The organism is Algoriphagus limi, assembly GCF_024919275.1.
In the GTDB taxonomy this organism is placed as follows: domain Bacteria; phylum Bacteroidota; class Bacteroidia; order Cytophagales; family Cyclobacteriaceae; genus Algoriphagus; species Algoriphagus limi.
Map to the genome: position 1 here is coordinate 1,185,072 of NZ_JANWGH010000001.1, position 18,546 is coordinate 1,203,617.

Here is an 18,546-nt window from a genome sequence, read left to right on the forward strand (position 1 = left end):
AAAGCTGATCGGTGTATTTATCAAAAGTGCTGGTTTAGTTTATTTCTTAATAACTTTTGCTGAACCTGAAACCCCAATATTGGTTCGAGGGTCGCCTTTGTAGTAAACATTACCTGAGCCAGATGCGCCTACTTTCAGTTCATCCAAGGCAGTGATGTAAGTTTCTCCTGAACCAGATTTCCCCACATCCACTGATCTTGCACGAAGATCCATTCCTTTAAAATCACCGGAACCTGATTGTCCAATGGTCAATTTGTCGGTTTCTCCCCCATCAATTAAAATGTCTGCAGAGCCACTGATGCCAGCTGAAATTTGATTAGCATTTACCTTCTGAAGTATAATGGATCCAGAGCCTGAGACTCCCAAATTCAATCGATCTGTGTCCAAATCATCCTCAACTGTGATAGTCCCTGATCCTGAGCATCCAATAGCTTCTAATTCTCGCATGGTCACATAAAACTTCAATTTTACATTTCGATAATTTCCTTTCTTCAGTCTGAGTTTGAGTTTACCATCCTTTACTTCGGTAATAACATCATCTAAGCTCACATTAGTGGCTTCGATCTCAACTTCATCACGATTGCCGATCGAGATATAAACTTCCCAACTCCCTCCGGATTCAACTTGTGTAAAAGCACCGGGAGTTCGGGTTTCTATTTCCTGAGCATTGGCAGATAAGCCAAGAAAAAACAGGAATAAAATCAAAGCAGGAATAATTGTTCGTTTCATCATGGGATTGTTTTTTATAGAGTTGTTCATAGAATATGCCAAAGGCAAAAAGAGGGTTTAATCGCTTCAAAATGGACTCTCTCAATATTTTTATGTTCGTTTTGATACGCTTTTGTACAAAAACGGACAATCATTTTGAGAACACTAAGAAGATGCTTGGTTGCCTTTAAAAGTTGCTCAACTCTAGAAATTAATTTGAAAAAATGAAACGAGTGATATTCTATCCTAGAATTATAAAAAACATTGGTACTTCATTTAAAACTTTTAGAGAGGAATTAAGAGGAAGAGATTGGGCATTTTTTAGAAATACATCGTAACTTATATCATAAACCCAAATTGACATGGAAAAGCCCAATAATCCTCATTTTCAGAATGCTGCCAAGGAGTTAGCTGGTTTGATTTATGGAGTCTCATTGGATGGAGTAATCACCAGAAACGAATACGCTGCTCTAAAAAGCTGGTGTGGCCAATACGAGCATCTATGTAGCTATGAACCTTTTCAGCATCTTTTCACGCGAATTAAACCCATTATCGATTCAGGGAAAATTTCCGTGGAAGAAATCGATGAGATTAATGAATCAATAGACCATTTTCTAGAGGAAATTGGCAGCAATAACACGAGTCATAATCCAGACCAGATCTTTATTGATGGGATGTTTCAGGGGATTCTTTCCAGCGGAGATATCAATGATCAAGAGGTTTATAAACTCAAATCATTCCTTGAATTGGAGGGAAATGAGAAGATTCGGGAAGAATATTCAGGTCTTTACGAATTGATCAAAAAAATCTGGTCAGATGGGAAAGTCGACGATGCCGAATTCAGAATATTAAAAGATTACTTAACGCTAATAATCAAAAGTCACGAAGCTTAAACCACTCCTTTTTCGGGGTGTTTTGGAGTGACTGTTCTTCCAAAAGCTTTTAATTCCTCAATTTGGTTATCAATATCCCCATTTGGATATATCACAGGACCGATTCCAGCTTCTTTCTTTTTATAATCCAGATATCCCACGACCACCGGAACTTCTGCGCCCAATGCAATATGGTAAAAACCCGTTTTCCATTTTTTAACAGCACTTCGGGTTCCTTCAGGAGTTACCATAATCACTAGCTCATCAGACTCCTTTAGCATGGAAGTCATGGCCTCTGTATAAGTTTGTTTCCTTCCTCCGGGAATTCGCTTCCTATCAATGGCAATTCCTCCCAAGCCTTTCAAAAGCCAACCTAAAGGGCCAACCATGATTTCTTTTTTTATAGTGTATTTGACAGGAATGTCCATTAGGAAAAACGCCGCCCTAGCATAAAGCAAATCCCAATTAGAAGTATGTGGGATAGCTATTAAAACCGCTTTTTTTACTCCTTTTGGCCAGTTTGCATTCAAACTCCAACCGCTTATCCAAAAGACAATTTTAGAAAGAAATTTCATCATAGGATTAAAGGTTTTACTCTGAATTCTTCAACTCCAAAATTGCAGGATTTTGGTCAATATAGCGCATGGTTTCTTCATAACCTGCCCGAAATAATTCGGAAGCTTTTTTAATATCAAAAACACCATACTTACCCAAACCAGGCGCTTCAATAAAAAAATCACATTGGGACTTTCTACTGTACACATTATAATTCATGGTCATGATAACCGACCGCTCAATCAACCTTCGCATATTTTTTATATCACTTTCCTCAGGAAGATGGTTACAATTGACCCCGATTACGTAATCGCAAGTACCGTCCAAAGGCTCTATTGGCAGGTTATTTAAAACCCCTCCATCAACCAGAAATTTGTTTCCTAGTACAATAGGTTCGAACATCCCTGGAATACAACTCGACGCCATGACAGGCCCTATCAGTTCTCCTTCTGAAAAATAAACAGCTTTCCCTTTCTTAATATCCGTGGCCGTCACGCTGAGTGGAATTTTCAATTGGGAGAAATCATTATGAGGCAAATAGGTTTTGAACAAACCCTCGATGCTACTCATTTTCAAAATTCCTTTCCAAGAAATGGCAGGACGTAGAAACTTAAAATAATTCGTCTCTACGATTATTTTTAGGATTTCAGAAGGGGAATAGCCGTGACAGTACATAGCTCCAGCTATAGCACCGGCAGATGCTCCACTTACTTGAGTCGGGAAGATTCCTGCTTCATTCAATCCTTGAAGAACTCCCAAATGAGAAATCCCCCGCACTCCGCCTCCTGAAAGAGCTATCCCAATTTTTAAATTAGATTTCATCCAATCGGAAAGTTTGATCTACTCGGATTCCTTTTTCTGTTCGCTTCAGCGTACAGCATTCATTTATCGGATCATGCTCGAAGAAAAGAATGTAGTCATTCTCAACAGCCTCTTCTAGGAACTTGGCCTTTTCATCCATGGTCAATAGAGGACGAGTATCATACCCCATCACATAGGGAATCGGAATATGAGCTACAGAAGGCAACAAATCCGCCACAAAAACAATGGTTTTTCCTTTGTAAGTCAGTTTAGGAAGCATCTGCTTATCCGTATGACCATCCACCGTAATAAAATCAAAACCCGGGAAAAGCTGCTTCTTCTCCAAATCCACATAATCGAGCTGATTCAGCTCCTGCATGGGAAATATATTCTCCTTCAAAAAGGAAGCTTTTTCACGAGGATTAGGCTCGGTGGCCCATTTCCAATGGTCTTTATTCGTCCAATAAGTAGCTCGTGGAAACGTCATCTCATATTGCCCATGAGATCCATATTTTACGCCGCCACCGCAATGGTCAAAATGAAGATGAGTCAGAAAGTTATCAGTGATCTGATGAAAGGCTACACCAAGATTTTTCAGGGATTTTTCCAAGGAATCATCTCCATGCAAATAGTAATGAGAAAAGAACTTAGCGTCTTGCTTATCCCCAATCCCATTATCAATTAATACAACCCGATTTCCATCAACCACTAAAAGTGATCGCATGGCCCAGGTGCAAAGGTTGTTTTCATCGGATGGACTGGTTCTGGACCAAAGTACCTTAGGAACAACACCAAACATTGCTCCTCCATCAAGTTTAAAAAAGCCAGTATTGACAGTATATAATTCCATTTTTGATTTTTGATTTGGTCTAAAAAACCAAAAGCAATCTTATCTATAAGTAAGATTGCTTCCGGAATTAGAATAAGATGAATTCAATTTTTGATTTTATTCAACTACTACTCCCATGGAGCAGAATTTATCAATTCGTTGATCGATTCGCTTTTCTGGCTTGATTTTATCCAATTCTTTCAATGCAGAAAGGATAGTTTCTTTCACTGTTTGCGCCATAGTTTTCAAGTCCTTATGAGCACCTCCAAGTGGCTCTGGGATAATCCCATCGATCAAGCCATTACTTTTCATGTCATTGGCTGTAAGCTTGAGCGCTTCTGCGGCCTGCTCTTTGTAATCCCATGATCTCCAAAGAATGGATGAACAAGACTCGGGAGAAATCACGGAATACCAAGTGTTTTCTAGCATATACACTTTATCACCAATAGCAATTCCCAAGGCACCTCCGGAAGCCCCTTCTCCGATAATGATACAGATTACAGGAACCTTCAACATAAACATCTCTTTGAGATTTCGGGCGATCGCTTCACCTTGACCTCTTTCCTCAGCCTCCAAGCCAGGAAATGCTCCTGGGGTGTCGATCAAAGTCACGATAGGCTTACCAAATTTTTCAGCCATTTTCATTAAGCGAAGAGCCTTTCTGTAACCTTCAGGGTTAGCCATTCCAAAATTACGCTCCTGACGCTGCTTGGTATTTCGACCTTTTTGCTGACCGACAAACATTACAGTTCTACCATCAATATCGCCGAGACCACCAACCATGGCTTTATCATCTCTAACTCCACGATCTCCATGAAGCTCAATGAAGTCGTTGGTGATTTCATAAATATAATCCAAGGCATAAGGCCTGTCTGCATGTCTGGACAACTGTACTCGCTGCCAGCGAGTCAAATTTTCAAAGGTTTCCTTTTTCAAATTTTGGATCTTTTCTTCCAAGGACTCAATATCGGAACTTAAATCGATATTTCTACCCTTAGCCAGGTCCTTCATTTCCTGCAATTTCTGCTCTAAATCAGCGATGGGTTTTTCGAATTCTAATACCATTTTATTGGTTTTTGAAAGAAACAAAGATAAGGAATCTATCCTAGAGAAAAACCCATTGGTAAAAATGTGATCAGTAGATTTCTGAATTTTGATTTGGAGTTAATTCGTCAGCAACAGTTTCAAACGATTTATCTAAAAACAAAAAAGCCTCAGATCTCTTTGGGGCTCTGCGGAATCCCGAACCTTCGGGAGGACTCGAACCCGCGACCTTCCCGATGAATGTGGACATTCTAACCTGCTGAACCTTTTAAAATTAATCCCCTGAAATAATATTCTATAATCAGTTTCAAATGATTTAGCCAAAAATAAAAAAGCCTCAGATTTCTCTGAGGCTCTGCGGAACGGACGGGACTCGAACCCGCGACCTCCTGCGTGACAGGCAGGCATTCTAACCAGCTGAACTACCGCTCCTAATGACTTTAATTAAGGTGAATAAACAACTTTTTGTTCTTCTTCTATAACTCTACCTTGATGGTAAAGCGACAAGAAATTTGCGGAACGGACGGGACTCGAACCCGCGACCTCCTGCGTGACAGGCAGGCATTCTAACCAGCTGAACTACCGCTCCTTTTTTTATTTCTTACCCAAGTTCCTTACGCCCTTGGTTTAAAGTGATGCAAATGTATTGTTTTGCTTTCTTTTTGCAAAAGCTGAATGTGAAAATTTCTTCAGGAAATTTGTATTTCATTCTTATTCAGGAAAATAATTTTTATCTAATCCACTCAAACGTTCTTTAGATTTTCAACTTTCCATTCGGTGAATGAATTTACCCATTCGCGAAAGTCTGTTTGTTTTCTAGATTTTCATATTCTAAAATGCCCTCAAATTCGACCAAATATGAAAATCCAAATTCTTTCAATCTTTTGCTTATTCATATCCCTTTCATTATCCGCGCAGGATAGGGTTACTGGGAAAACCTTTGCTACGAGATCTGAAATTCTTGCCCAAAATGGAATGGCAGCGACGAGCCAGCCTTTGGCTACACAGGCAGCTTTAGACATTTTGAAAAAAGGAGGAAGTGCCGTAGATGCAGCCATCGCAGCTAATGCCATGCTTGGCTTGGTAGAGCCACATGCTTGCGGAATAGGCGGAGATGTTTTTGCAATCGTTTGGAGTGCAAAAGAGAAAAAACTTTATGGTTTGAATGGAGGTGGAAGAGCTCCGGAAAAACTTACCATGGAAGTTTTTAAAGAAAAAGGCCTTCAATATGTCCCTTTCCTTGGGCCTCTTCCAGTTTCTGTTCCGGGAGCTGTTGATGGATGGTTTGAGTTGCATGAGAAATTTGGAAACCTTTCCATGCAGGAAATCTTACAACCAGCTATCGATTATGGGAAAAACGGATTTCCTGTCTCAGAAGTAATTGCCTGGCAAATGAATGATGACTGGCCAAGAATGCAAGATCTTCCTGGTTTCAAAAAGACTTATATGCCAAATGGAGAGACTACTCCACAAAAGGGAGATGTATTTAAAAACCCTGACCTAGCAAGAACCTATGAATTGATTGCTCAAGGAGGAAGAGAAGCCTTTTATGAAGGAGAAATTGCCAAAACCATAGATCGCTTTATGAAAGAGCATGGCGGCTATTTGAGTTATGAGGACTTGAAAAACCACACCACTGAGTGGGTAGAACCAGTAAGCACCAATTACCGAGGTTATGACGTTTGGGAACTTCCACCCAATGGACAAGGAATTGCCGCCCTTCAAATGCTCAATATTTTAGAAGGCTTTGATTTGAAATCTATGGGCTTTGGAAGTGCAGAATATCTTCATGTTCTGACAGAAGCAAAAAAATTAGCTTATGAGGATCGAGCTAAATATTATGCTGATCCTTCATTCAATGAAATTCCAGTCGACTATTTGATTTCAAAAGAGTACGCAGCCGAGCGACGAAAACTAATCGATATGAATCGAGCCGCCCGGGAATATCCGGCTGGAGATATTGAAAAAGGTAACACTACCTATTTGACAGTTGCAGATTCCGAAGGCAACATGGTTTCTTTTATCCAAAGCATATATGATGAATTTGGCTCAGGAATGGTTCCGGATGGACTGGGCTTTGTCCTTCAAAATCGAGGGCAAATGTTTAATGTGCAAGATGAAAATCACTGGAATTCATTGGCCAGAGGAAAACGACCTTTTCACACCATTATTCCAGCCTTCGTGACCAAAGACGGAGAACCATTTATGAGTTTTGGGCTGATGGGTGGAGCTGTTCAACCTCAAGGTCACACTCAGATACTAGTAAACATTATTGATTTTGGAATGAATATTCAAGAGGCAGGCGATGCTCCTAGAATGAGACATACCGGATCCTCTCAGCCTACAGGTTCAAAAATGACTTCAGGCGGTTCACTTAATCTTGAAAGTGGATTCTCTTATGAAGTCATTCGAAAACTGGAAGAATTAGGACACCGAGTGGAATTTAGCGTGGGTCCCTACGGTGGGTATCAAGCAATTAAGTTTGATCCTATTCGAAAAGTATATTACGGAGCTTCCGAATCTAGAAAAGACGGACAAGCTGCTGGATATTAATCAAAAAAGCCCTTTGATTGATTTCAAAGGGCTTTCATTTATTCTTTCAATTTTTTCTCCCAATTCCAACTGTCACGAAGAGAGTCTGCCAAAGAATACTTAGGGTGCCAACCCAAGACTTGATTGATCTTAGTAGTATCAGCCCAAATTTTTACCACATCCCCTGGTCTTCTAGGACCGATCTCGTAGTTTAATTTGATGTCATTCACCTCCTCAAAGGTATGGATGACCTCCAACACCGTATTTCCATCTCCGGTCCCGACATTGAAAACATCATAGAAATTTGGAGTCTTATTTTCCAAATAAGTTAAAGCCTTCACATGGGCATCAGCCAAATCCATTACATGAATAAAATCTCTAACACATGAACCATCTGGTGTATCATAATCATCTCCAAAAACAGTCAATTTTTTACGAATCCCTGCCGCCGTTTGGGTGACGAAAGGAACCAGATTGTTTGGTACACCACTTGGTAACTCCCCTATTTTTCCGCTAGGATGAGCACCAATCGGATTAAAGTAACGGAGCGAAATAATCCTTAAAACAGATTTACTTTTGATTAAGTCTACCAAAATATCCTCACAAACTTTCTTGGTATTTCCATAAGGGCTTTCGGCATCTTTTCTAGGTGTATCCTCGGTAACAGGTAGAACATCAGGCTGCCCATAGACCGTACAAGAAGATGAAAAAACCAAATCCAAAATGGAATGAGCCTCCATGAATTCAAGTAAAACCAAAAGCGAACCCACATTATTTTTATAATACTTCAAGGGTTCTTGGGTGCTCTCTCCTACCGCTTTGAATGCTGCAAAATGAATTACCCCGGACAATTCATAATCCTTGGCGATTTGCTCCAATAAAGAACGATTGCTACAATCACCCAAATAAAAAGGAATGTCCATTCCGGTAATTTCTTGAAGCCTCTCGAGAACTGCTTTTTGGGAATTAGAAAGATCATCGATAATAATGGGGCGATATCCAGCTTTTACTAATTCAACTGCTGTGTGAGAGCCAATATATCCTGCCCCTCCTGTAATCAAAATGTTTTTCATGGATCACAAAAATTTTACACAAAACTATCAAAGTATTTTTCAGAACCTTGAAAAAGTAAATTTAATCAACCAGGGTAAATGCCCCTGTAATCTGATCGTTTTGGATACCGATATCCAAAGAATACTGATAGCGAAGTAAATAAGTATAAACACCAGTTGGCATGTATTCGCCTTTAAATAATCCATTCCATCCTTCGGAACCAGAAAAAATCATTTGACCCCAGCGGTCAAAGACAAACAATTCATAAGAAATACTGCAATTTGAAATCGGCTGATAAGGCCCTTCCGAAGGAACAAACCCACTAGGCATTCGAACAGAAGGTTTGGCTTCTGAAACCCTACCTGCCCCACTTACCTCGCAGCCATTAGCATCGGTAACAATCACATCATATTCACCTGAAGATAAATCAGTGAGGAGATCACCGGTAAATCCATTTTCCCATTGAATTTGGTATGGAGGCGTTCCTCCCTGAATCAAAACCCGGATCGAACCATCAATTCCTCCCGGACATCCTGGAGTCAATTCTTCAAATTCGATTTCCAAAGGTGCAGGGGCATCCATTTGACCACTGTAGGAAATTCCACAGCCATTCTGATCAGCCACAAAAAGCTCATACTCACCAAATCCTATCCCAAAAACTGTCAAAAACTCCCCATCCCAATCCGTGGCATATCCAGGAACTTGGAAAGGAGGAGTTCCTCCTAATAATTTCAGAATAAGCTCTCCATCCCCCGTTTGATTACAAGAAGGTTGAACAACTGACTCAGAAACAATGGATATTTGCTCCGGGTCAGTCAATACAAAATTCAAGGTCTGTTCTCCACAGCCTAATAAATCTGTAACTGTCACTTCATAATTTCCTTGACCTAGACCTATGGCTATTGGCTCATTCAAGTTTGGATCATGGCTCCAAGAAAATGTAAATTCTCCTGATCCTCCTTGAATATCCAGAAGGATTTCCCCATCTGTATTTCCTATGCAAGAAGGTGATATCAAATCTCCATCTTTAATATCTAGAGCAGGAAAGAAACCAATTTCCAAAACCTCGGAAGTTCCAAAGCAAGAGCTACCACCTGGAATTCTTTCCTCATAAAATAAACTTCGAACTGATGCATTGATTTCCCAATCAACCTCCACTACCTCTCCTTCATTTGTGGACACAAAATCACCTCCCGCCACATACCATTTATATTCTTTTCCTGATTGTGGAAATGGAACGAAATAGGAAAAAGGTCCGGAATCCGAACCACATAATCCAAGTTGACCTTCAGGTTTTTCAGGAGTAAAATCCTCTTCCAAAATAACTTGGATTTCCAAAACGGGTCCTAAACATCCATTTTCAGCTACTGGAACGGCTCTCACCAACGCATTTGGATTAGCGACTCCCCAATCTACTTGAATTTCAATGTCATTGACCTCGGTAAAGCTTCCCCCTTCAACCTCCCAAATTACCTCAGAAACTCCCTCCATATTTTCAAGGCTGTAAGAAATTCCTCCGCTATCAGGACAAAGAGAGCTTGGGCCTTCCAACTCAGCCTCGACCACAGTCACCTCGATTTCAAAGCTAAATTTCGTTTCACTATCACAAGAACCCTCACCAGTGGATGCAAATACGGTCACTTCATAAGAACCTGAAGAGGTAAAAGTATGGTTCACCGATTTTCCATCCTTCAGCTCGGAGCCATCTCCAAAGTCCCAAGAAAAAATCTTAAATCTGGAATCATCTGGAAATATTTCCCAGGTCCCTTCTTGATTGAGGCAGGCCACTTTTTCCCCGACCACATCAAAGTCATAGCTAGTTTCTATCTCATATTGGACATTTTCCAAACTTGCCCCTACAGCAAAGCCATAGGATTCAATCGAACCAGAACCATAAACATATGCGATAAAACCCTCCTGATTGGACAGGGTATTTACTCCAAAAGGAACTTTGATCCTGGCATAAGAAAAGCCAGTTGATAAAGCAGGTTGAAATTGACCGCCAACAGAGACGCCATTCAGAAGGGTTTCACTCTCTGAGCCACTTGGCACTAATACGGTCAAATAATGCTCTATATTTTGATTGAATCCACCAATGAGCTTCCCAGTAGAAAAAGTTATATTTTTTAATCGTTGGGAATTTGGGCTCAATAAAAACAAACTAGGATCACCAAGGGGTGCAACTCCAAATTCATTACAAGCACCGCTTTTGGCAATTACTGCAACACTACTAGGCTTTGATGTCTCAATCAAAGCCAATTCATTTTTTCCAAATTCAAAACGAACATATTCCCGGGCATCCAAAGTAGCACGAACAGCCCCATTTATTCGCACCTCTGTACCGTCTTGCGAAGCTAAAACCTTCACAATCTCCCCAGATGTTCGTCCAGCTAATGGAATATGAATGTACTCCTTGCCCCAGCTCTCCAAAGGATAAGCTTGCTGAAAAATATGATCTCCGCTTGTACCACAATCCCCTGCACTACTTGTTTTATTTCCTCCAAAAACAGCCAAAAGTTTACAAGAATCCGCAGATGGATTGAGTACCCTAACTCTTGATCCAGTAAGATCTCCGTTTGCCTTTATTTGATAACTCTCTCCAGCGTCTAGGGTGAATTGTATCGGTGCTCCGGCAGGAATGGTATTAACCGTAGGTGCTGCAGGAACCACCTCAACCTGTGTATCATTTTCCGTTGCAACAACCAAGAGCGTACTTTCAAAATTTCGGTTACTTCCTGGCTCTTGTCCTGGGCCAAAAGTATCGTAGTGAGCCATCACCAAGTATTCCGTACTCAATGCTGAAGTAGGTAAAATCACTGTTCCATCAGTACTATATTCCCGACCATTAATGGCATGAACAGTCAAATCCCCTGAGGAGGTGACCCGAAAAGGACGGTATTCGACTCGACCACTTTCCCGGTGAATTACACCTTCATCATCTCCATCAAATTCTCTCATGAGCTGCTCACCGGCTTCTAACGTAAAGGGAATAGACTGTTTAGGAGTTTGAATCGTACCAGCTGCTTTTTCAACGGCGGTAATAATCACCACAACCCGATCCGGCTGCGTGTTTCGCCGGTTATTATCCATAAAACCTATATAAAAATCCCTACCGATGGTGCTGATTTGTGCTTTGGCTAAAAATGAATCCAACCAAAATGCCTTGATAAAAAAAAGTACAGAAACCCACAGCCGCCAATTCATGGATAAACTCCTAATTTGTACAAAATGAAATTTACCTGATTAGGACGAAAACACCTGATTTTTTTTCATTTTCTAGCTGATCGCCTAATCTAAATTGGTAACTGATTTGGTATGTATATGTTCCGTTTGGTGCTTCTTTTCCATTAATCAAACCATCCCAGCCTTCAGAACCGGTATAAGCAACATTCCCCCAGCGGTCAAAAACAGTTAAATTATATTCAAGGCTACAATTGGAGACAGGATAGTAAAGACCATCCGTTGGCAAGTAACCGGTCGGCATTCTTACTTGAGGTTGCGTCTCAGGTATTCTACCATAAGCTCTTACCTGACAGCCATTGGCGTCTGTCACCATAACCTCATAATCACCAGATGGCATATTACTGATAGAATTAGAACTAAGATCAGCATCTAACGAACGACTAATTCCTGCTATCCCTTCTCCTAAATTCCAAGAATAGGTATAAGGTCCTACTCCTCCTTCCACCTCAACGGCAAGCCGTCCAAAATTACCACCAGGGCAGCTTTCACTCACCTCTACAAATCGAACCTGAAGAGCTTCAGACCCAGGAATCTCTCCTTCAATTGGAAGAATACATCCTTTGGAATCCTCCACAAACAATTTAAAGCTTCCTTTTGAAAGCCCGCTTACAGAAACTGTCTGGCCATCGGAAGTAAAATCAAATCCGGGTACTGAATATGGAGGCAACCCACCGGAAATATTTGCGACAAACCCACCATCTGATGATTCATTGCAGGTAGTCGGCAAAAGCTTTATTTCCTCCACCAATCTCATAGCTTCGGGATCTGTTAATGAAACAGTGAATTCTCCAAAACCACAGCTATTTACATCATATACTGATACCTGATACTCCCCAGCAGGAATATTTTCTAATTGCGAACCTTTTGCATCAGGGTATCCTTCCCATTCAAAAATATACTCCCCTGAACCTCCACTAATTTGAAGATCCAATTTCCCATCATCAGAGCCAGGACAAGAGGGTGAAGTTTCATTTACCTCTTTTATTTGAATAGGATTACTTAATTCAATCTGAAGACGCTCTGAAACTGCCGGGCATTGACTGGCATCAACCGGATCAATCAAATAACCAATCCATCTTTCTGACTCCTCCGAACTCCAAATCACATTAACTGCTTCTCCTTCGGAAGATCCAATAATTTCACCTCCATTGATCACCCAAGAAATGGTTCCTTCAATAGTTTGTTGAGGAATAGAATAAGTCATTTCCATAAACTCAGGTCCACACAAAAACTGATTTCCAATCGGAGCTTCAACTACTTCTGAATCTTTTACTGTGACATCGAAGGAAATCAAGGTGCCAGGACAGCCGTTATCATGATATGGAATCAAAGAGAATCCCATATTCTCTAACTCTGCCACCCATCTAACAACGACTTCATTTTCGCTTTGGCTAACTATCTCTCCTCCATTTATATCTATCCAATCCAGAGAAGAAAAAGGAGTTTCTGATGTGAAGGAATAGGTGATTTCCGTTCCAATACAAACCTCATTAGAACCCGTAATCACTGGATCAATAAACGGTACCTCAGCAACTTCACTAACCTCTAATTTTTCCGAAACTTTCCCACAAGACTGGCCTTCCTCTAGAACTGAAAAATAAATAGATTTCTCTTCAGCACCTTTTTCCCAACGTACGTAAACCGTTGGTTCAGATGGATCAGAATTGATTTCACCGCCTGTTACTACCCACTGAATTTCAAAAGAACCTTGCTGAAGATCAGCAGGAATGTTATAAGCAAATTGACTATCTCCACTGATACAAACAGAAGTCTCTCCTTCCGGAATGGCATCAATAGATTGATCTCCAAAGGTCACTGGAAAAAATAATGGTTCACTTTTACATCCATCAGGAGAAACCCCAACCACCCTTATGCCAGCATCGGCAACATCCTCTTGCCATTGTATAGAGATTGAACTTTCAGTCTCTTCTAAAACTGTCCCTCCTATTACCTCTATCCACTCTAGTTTTTCCAAATTTGAAGAAGTGCCCAATTCGTAAGTTTCTTCTGAGCCAGGGCAAACTTGTTCTGCACCCACGATTTCAAACTCAACCTTCTTTACAACTACCTCAAATTCAAACTCATTTTCGACCGGACAGCCTGCAACTCCGTTGCTAGCCAATACCTTTACCAGAAATGTCCCCTCTTTTTCAAAGCTGTGATTTACAACCTTTCCGCTAACTGTTGCTGTACCATCTCCAAAATCCCAAGTAAACTGGGTATACTGAGGGTTATTAGCAGCGACTTCCCAAGTTCCTTCTTGACCAAAGCAAGCAATATGCTCGTCATCTAACCCAAAATCACTTTGGATTGTAAATTCTGTATCCTCAAAATTTGCACCTGCTGAAAAGCCATAGGAACTTTTATTTCCATAACCATAAGCATAGGCTATTAATCCATCAGGATTTGAAAGGGAGTTTACTCCTCCACCGACAGCAACTCTTGCAAAACTAAATTCAGAAATTCCGGGTACTGGAGAAAAATTAGAACTGATTCCCTTACCATTTAAAAGGGTTTTGTCAATAGAGGCAGTCGGAACTATTATGTTGACATAGTGTCGAACAAAACCAAAAGACTTTAGAGAATTAAATACAATCGACTTGATTCTATGATTATTCGGATTGTAGGTAATCATACTTGGATCGCCCAAGGTAGCAACAGCGGCAGCATCGCAATCAGAACTTTTTGCTATAGCAGTTACACTGATTGGATTAGAACCTTCAATGAATTTGGTTTCAGTAGCATTGAAATCAAAAACATGAAATTGACCTGCATTTAATGTCAATTCCAATTGTCCATTAACACGAATTTGAGTTCCGTTTTCTGCAGCTAGTACTTTTACCAAGTCGCCAGAAGTTCGATCTAACAAAGGGATGTGTATAAACGAATTACCCCATGCAAAAAGCGGATAGGTTTGTTGAAACAAATGATCAGCAGTGCTTCCGCAAGTTCCTGCCTGGGTCATTTTATTTCCCCCAAAAACAGCAACTTTTTTACACTCATTTCCTTCAGCATCCAATACTCGAACCCTTGAACCAGTAAGATCTCCAAATGCTTTCAACTGGAAACTTTGGCCTGAATTCAAAACTACTTCAAATGGAACTCCTGCAGGATTACCATTTACTGTGGTTTTTGTAGGAGTAATTTCTACCCTTGTTTGATCTTCAACGGCTACAACTAAGAGCGTACTTTCGAAATTGTTTTCTCCCAGGTTTACATCGGTGTAATGAGCTGTAACAAGATAATCTTGTCCTAGGGTTTTTACAGGTAGGATTACCGAAGCGTCCGAACTAGTACTTCTAATGTTAAATGCATGTACTGAGATTTCTCCGGAGGAAGAAATTACAATTCCCTTATCTCTTACAACTCCAGATCCTCTGTGAAGAACATCAAAATCTGAGGAAAGAATTTCATGGGTAAAAACATCATTCGAACCGATTGAAAAATTCACCGTTTGGCCGAGGTATTGAATAGTACCAATAGCTTCCTCACGGGCAGTTATGGTGATGACTGCCTTATCAATATTGTTCTCTTTCAGGTTGTTTTCCATCAACCCGAAATAAAACTCCTTACCAAACGTGCTTAACTGGGCATATACGTTTCCACCCAGCAAAAACAAAATACACACGAAAAAGACAAAAAATAGTCTTTTTGAGTGTACCATTTACAAGTCCAACATTTTAATCAATTAGGGTAATTGAGCTGTTTTGAATATTCTATCTAATAAGAGCAAAAGCTCCAGATTTGTTTTCTACTTGGAACTGATCGTTGATCCAAAAGGAATACTGAATTCGATAAGTATAAGTTCCAGACGGTGCATCTACTCCAGAAATCATGCCATCCCAGCCTTCATTCCCTGAATAAATAATTTGTCCCCATCTGTCGAAAATCAAGATTTCCATTTCCAATTCACAGTTGGAAACTGCCTGAAAAAGATCCTGATCTCTTTCTGGATAAAATCCCGTTGGCATCCGAACCTCAGGTGCTGCTTCTATCACCTCCCCTTGTCCTAAACTCACACATCCGGAAGCATCTCTCACGGAAACTGCATAAATCCCTTTCGGAACTCCAACTAGCTGATTTCCTGCTGTTGAATTGAACTCCCAAGTATACACAAAAGGATTGATTCCCCCAGCCGGGAAAGCAAACAATTCCCCGTTACTTCCGCCGGGACAAGCAGGCTTATCCAACCTAACTTCTACCTCCAAAGGAGCAGGAGAAGCAATTTCAAAAGAAACTGGAATAGAACATCCATTGGAATCCACCACAGTCCAATCATAAATTCCCTGAGATAAATCATTCAATTGAATAGTCGATGAAAAGCTTTGGTTTCCATTGTATTCAAAAATATAAGGTGGAACCCCACCACTTACCTCCATTGTCACAATACCATCAGGTTTGCCATAACAGGAAACAGCCTGAGGAATAACATTAACCAATTCCAAAGGGGCAGGCTCAATTACCTCCAGATTTTCTAAAATTTGTTCACAACCCAACTGATCAATAACCTTCACGGAGTAAAGTCCGGCGGTCAGGCCATCAGCTCTCTTTTCTTGAAGACTGGAGTCATGAGACCATTCAAATTGGTAAGGTGCGACTCCTCCAATAATCTCTAATTCAATTCCTCCACTGCCTTCTCCCGAACAACCTATCGGGCTGATTTCTTGGATAGAGACCAAAAACTCCTCTTTTACAGAAACTTGAATTGGATCAGAGGTTCCTTCACAAAGCGCATCCACCAAGCTCGTAGCAGTGTAATATAGCTCTCCAATAACTCCGGGTTGATCCCAACTCACTTCCACTTCTGAACTACCTTGGCCTGAAAGGATCACCCCTCCTGCAATTGTCCAATCATACCTCCTTCCAGTGGAAGCACCGGGAATTGAATATAAATGGGATACGGTTGGATCAAAACAAACCTCTTCACTTCCCTCCGGAAGTTCTGCATCAATTCTTTGATTCACAGTAACAGGGAGGGAAATTGGTTCACCAGGACAGCCATTTAAATTGAAAGGAATTGCGGTAAGAGAAGCATTATCATTGGCCGCACCCCAGCGGACAACCGTAGATAAATCATCAATCTCAATCAGTTCCCCGCCCTCAACTTCAAATTCAACTCGACTGACATTTTCTAAATTTTCAATCGTATAGAGAAGTTCTTCTATTTCTGGACAAGCAGAAGAGGAGCCGATAATTTCAGCAGAAGATTCAAGAACATTGACTAGGAAAGTAACTTCCTCTTGTTGGTCACAGGAGTTTGGACTTAAGGCAGCCAAAACACTCACCTCAAATTCTCCTGCTTGAGAAAATGTATGACTAACTTCCTTCCCTTCCTGCAAAGGACTACCATCACCAAAATCCCATACAAAATAGGTGAAATCAGGATTTTCTGGGTTTATGACCCAATCTCCAGGCTGATTTAGACAAGCCACATTCTCACCATCCACGTCAAATTCATAGCTCGCCTCAGTCTCAAAATTCAAATTATCCAAAGCGGCTCCTGCTGCATATCCATAGGATTCTAATTCCCCAAAACCATATGCATAAGCTGCAAATCCATCCGGATTACTAAGACGATGTACCCCTTGACTAATATTTATCCGGGCATACATGAAGCTTGGATCGCCGGGCAGCGGAAAAAATCTACCACTTACGTTTGTGCCATCTAAAACGGTTCCGTTTTGGGTTCCAGCTTTTACGACAATGTTTACATAATGATTGACAATGGAAGGCAAATTCAAGGAAACAAAAGTCAATTGTTTCAAAAATTGCTCACTTGGACTGTAAGTAATCATAAAGGGATCCCCAGTCAATGCTTCTGGTGAGTTGGGTTGATTACATTCCTGACTTTTTGCAAAAACCGTTACAGAGGATGGCTTACTTGTTTCGATTTTCCCATGCTCATTGATCCCAAATTCGATGGGCAAAAACTCTCCTCGATTAATCGTACCCTCCAAAGCTCCATTCACTCTTACCTCTGTCCCATCTTCGGCAGCCAATACTTTAACTAATTCGCCAGAAGTTCGGCCAGACAAAGCAACATGAACAAACGAAGTCCCCCAAGTATTTACTGGATAGGCTTGCTGGAATAAATGATCATTCGCAGCCCCACAATTCCCAACAGAAGTCCATTTATTTCCTCCAAAAACTGCAATTTTTTTACACTCGCTCGCATCAGCACCAATTACACGGACACGTGAGCCAGTCAAGTCAGCTTTGGCTTTCAATTGATAACTTTGACCTCGATTCAACCTGATGGTGTACGGCACGCCTGCTTGTCCCCCTCCAATCGTTGTAGCTTTTGTGGTGATTTCAATTTCCGTATCATCCTCGGTAGCTATCACCAAAAGCGTACTTTCATCATTTATATTGCCGTTGTAAGTATTATTGGCAGTAAGCGTCTCAAAATGGGAAGTGATGTAATAATCTGTACCCAAAGCCGAGACCGGCAATATTACCGAACCGTCTGCACTTCGAAATCGCTCATTGTAAGCATGAACGGCAATTTTTCCGGTACTGGAAATATAGACGCCCTTATTTTCTGTAGCTCCCGAACTTCTATGCAATAAATCTAAATCCTCGGAAGGCACACGTAATGTATACTGTTGGCCTGCGCTAAGGCTAAAGCTTGCAGTCTGACCTCTGTATTCAATGGTACCTTGGGCATCTTCATTGGCAGTCACAATAATATTTGCATAATCAGGAGCACCTTGTCCCCCATTATTGGGTGGGATTTTATTATTATCCATAAAACCAACCCAAAATTCAGTACCTACAGTAGATACCTGAGCATGAACTGCGATCGAAAGAAAAACAAGTAAAAACGTTAGGTAAATCCGGTAAAATCTCCCCATCCAACTACATTTCAAAATTTTGCTTTCAATATAATCAACCTGACAGGATTTTGTT

Annotated in this window: 11 protein-coding genes and 2 tRNA genes; 2 read left to right on the forward strand and 11 right to left on the reverse strand. The window is 40.8% G+C overall.

The genetic code is table 11. The annotated features are described in order from the left end of the window. Nucleotides 1-39 precede the first annotated feature (39 nt). Nucleotides 40-732: a head GIN domain-containing protein gene (locus NY014_RS05145; protein WP_259413481.1), complete on the reverse strand. Its 693-nt coding sequence runs from the start codon at nt 730-732 to the stop codon at nt 40-42. 338 nt (nt 733-1,070) lie between these two features. Here NY014_RS05145 and NY014_RS05150 point away from each other — a divergent pair, with 338 nt between their 5' ends. Further along, nucleotides 1,071-1,601, forward strand: coding sequence for a hypothetical protein (locus NY014_RS05150; RefSeq protein WP_259413482.1), 531 nt, complete (start codon nt 1,071-1,073; stop codon nt 1,599-1,601). On the opposite strand, the gene NY014_RS05155 is transcribed toward NY014_RS05150, so the two are convergent. From NY014_RS05155 to NY014_RS05180, 6 genes are all read right to left on the reverse strand, one after another. Then, complete coding sequence (locus tag NY014_RS05155; protein WP_259413483.1) at nt 1,598-2,158, reverse strand: 1-acyl-sn-glycerol-3-phosphate acyltransferase; 561 nt, start codon at nt 2,156-2,158, stop codon at nt 1,598-1,600. The genes NY014_RS05150 and NY014_RS05155 overlap by 4 nt on opposite strands. A gap of 13 nt (nt 2,159-2,171) precedes the next feature. Then, entirely contained in the window at nt 2,172-2,957 is a 786-nt protein-coding gene (locus tag NY014_RS05160; protein WP_259413484.1) for a patatin-like phospholipase family protein, read from the reverse strand. Then, nucleotides 2,947-3,786, reverse strand: coding sequence for an MBL fold metallo-hydrolase (locus tag NY014_RS05165; RefSeq protein WP_259413485.1), 840 nt, complete (start codon nt 3,784-3,786; stop codon nt 2,947-2,949). The genes NY014_RS05160 and NY014_RS05165 overlap by 11 nt, the downstream gene beginning before the upstream one ends. 96 nt (nt 3,787-3,882) lie before the next feature. Further along, nucleotides 3,883-4,830 (reverse strand): acetyl-CoA carboxylase carboxyltransferase subunit alpha, encoded by a 948-nt coding sequence (locus tag NY014_RS05170; protein ID WP_259413486.1) that lies wholly within the window; start codon nt 4,828-4,830, stop codon nt 3,883-3,885. A 337-nt stretch (nt 4,831-5,167) separates the two neighbouring features. Further along, nucleotides 5,168-5,241, reverse strand: a tRNA-Asp gene (locus tag NY014_RS05175). A gap of 83 nt (nt 5,242-5,324) precedes the next feature. Further along, a tRNA-Asp gene (locus NY014_RS05180) sits at nt 5,325-5,398 on the reverse strand. Between the two features lie 269 nt (nt 5,399-5,667). Between NY014_RS05180 and ggt the strand changes: the two genes are divergently transcribed. Continuing rightward, nucleotides 5,668-7,362, forward strand: a complete 1,695-nt coding sequence (gene ggt / locus NY014_RS05185) for a gamma-glutamyltransferase (RefSeq protein ID WP_259413487.1) — start codon at nt 5,668-5,670, stop codon at nt 7,360-7,362. Between the two features lie 38 nt (nt 7,363-7,400). Here the strand turns inward: ggt and galE are convergent, their stop codons facing one another. The 4 genes from galE to NY014_RS05205 all read right to left on the reverse strand — a co-directional run bounded on the left by galE (nt 7,401) and on the right by NY014_RS05205 (nt 18,491). Further along, nucleotides 7,401-8,414 (reverse strand): UDP-glucose 4-epimerase GalE, encoded by a 1,014-nt coding sequence (galE, locus tag NY014_RS05190; protein ID WP_259413489.1) that lies wholly within the window; start codon nt 8,412-8,414, stop codon nt 7,401-7,403. A gap of 61 nt (nt 8,415-8,475) precedes the next feature. Next, on the reverse strand, nt 8,476-11,598 hold the full coding sequence (locus tag NY014_RS05195) for a PKD domain-containing protein (RefSeq protein WP_259413490.1): 3,123 nt from the start codon (nt 11,596-11,598) through the stop codon (nt 8,476-8,478). Between the two features lie 31 nt (nt 11,599-11,629). Continuing rightward, nucleotides 11,630-15,301 carry a PKD domain-containing protein gene (locus NY014_RS05200; RefSeq protein ID WP_259413491.1) on the reverse strand — a complete coding sequence of 1,224 codons (3,672 nt, stop codon included), beginning with the start codon at nt 15,299-15,301 and terminating at the stop codon, nt 11,630-11,632. A 52-nt stretch (nt 15,302-15,353) separates the two neighbouring features. Then, a complete protein-coding gene (locus tag NY014_RS05205) occupies nt 15,354-18,491 on the reverse strand; it encodes a PKD domain-containing protein (protein WP_259413492.1) in 3,138 nt (1,045 codons plus the stop codon). Nucleotides 18,492-18,546 lie beyond the last annotated feature (55 nt).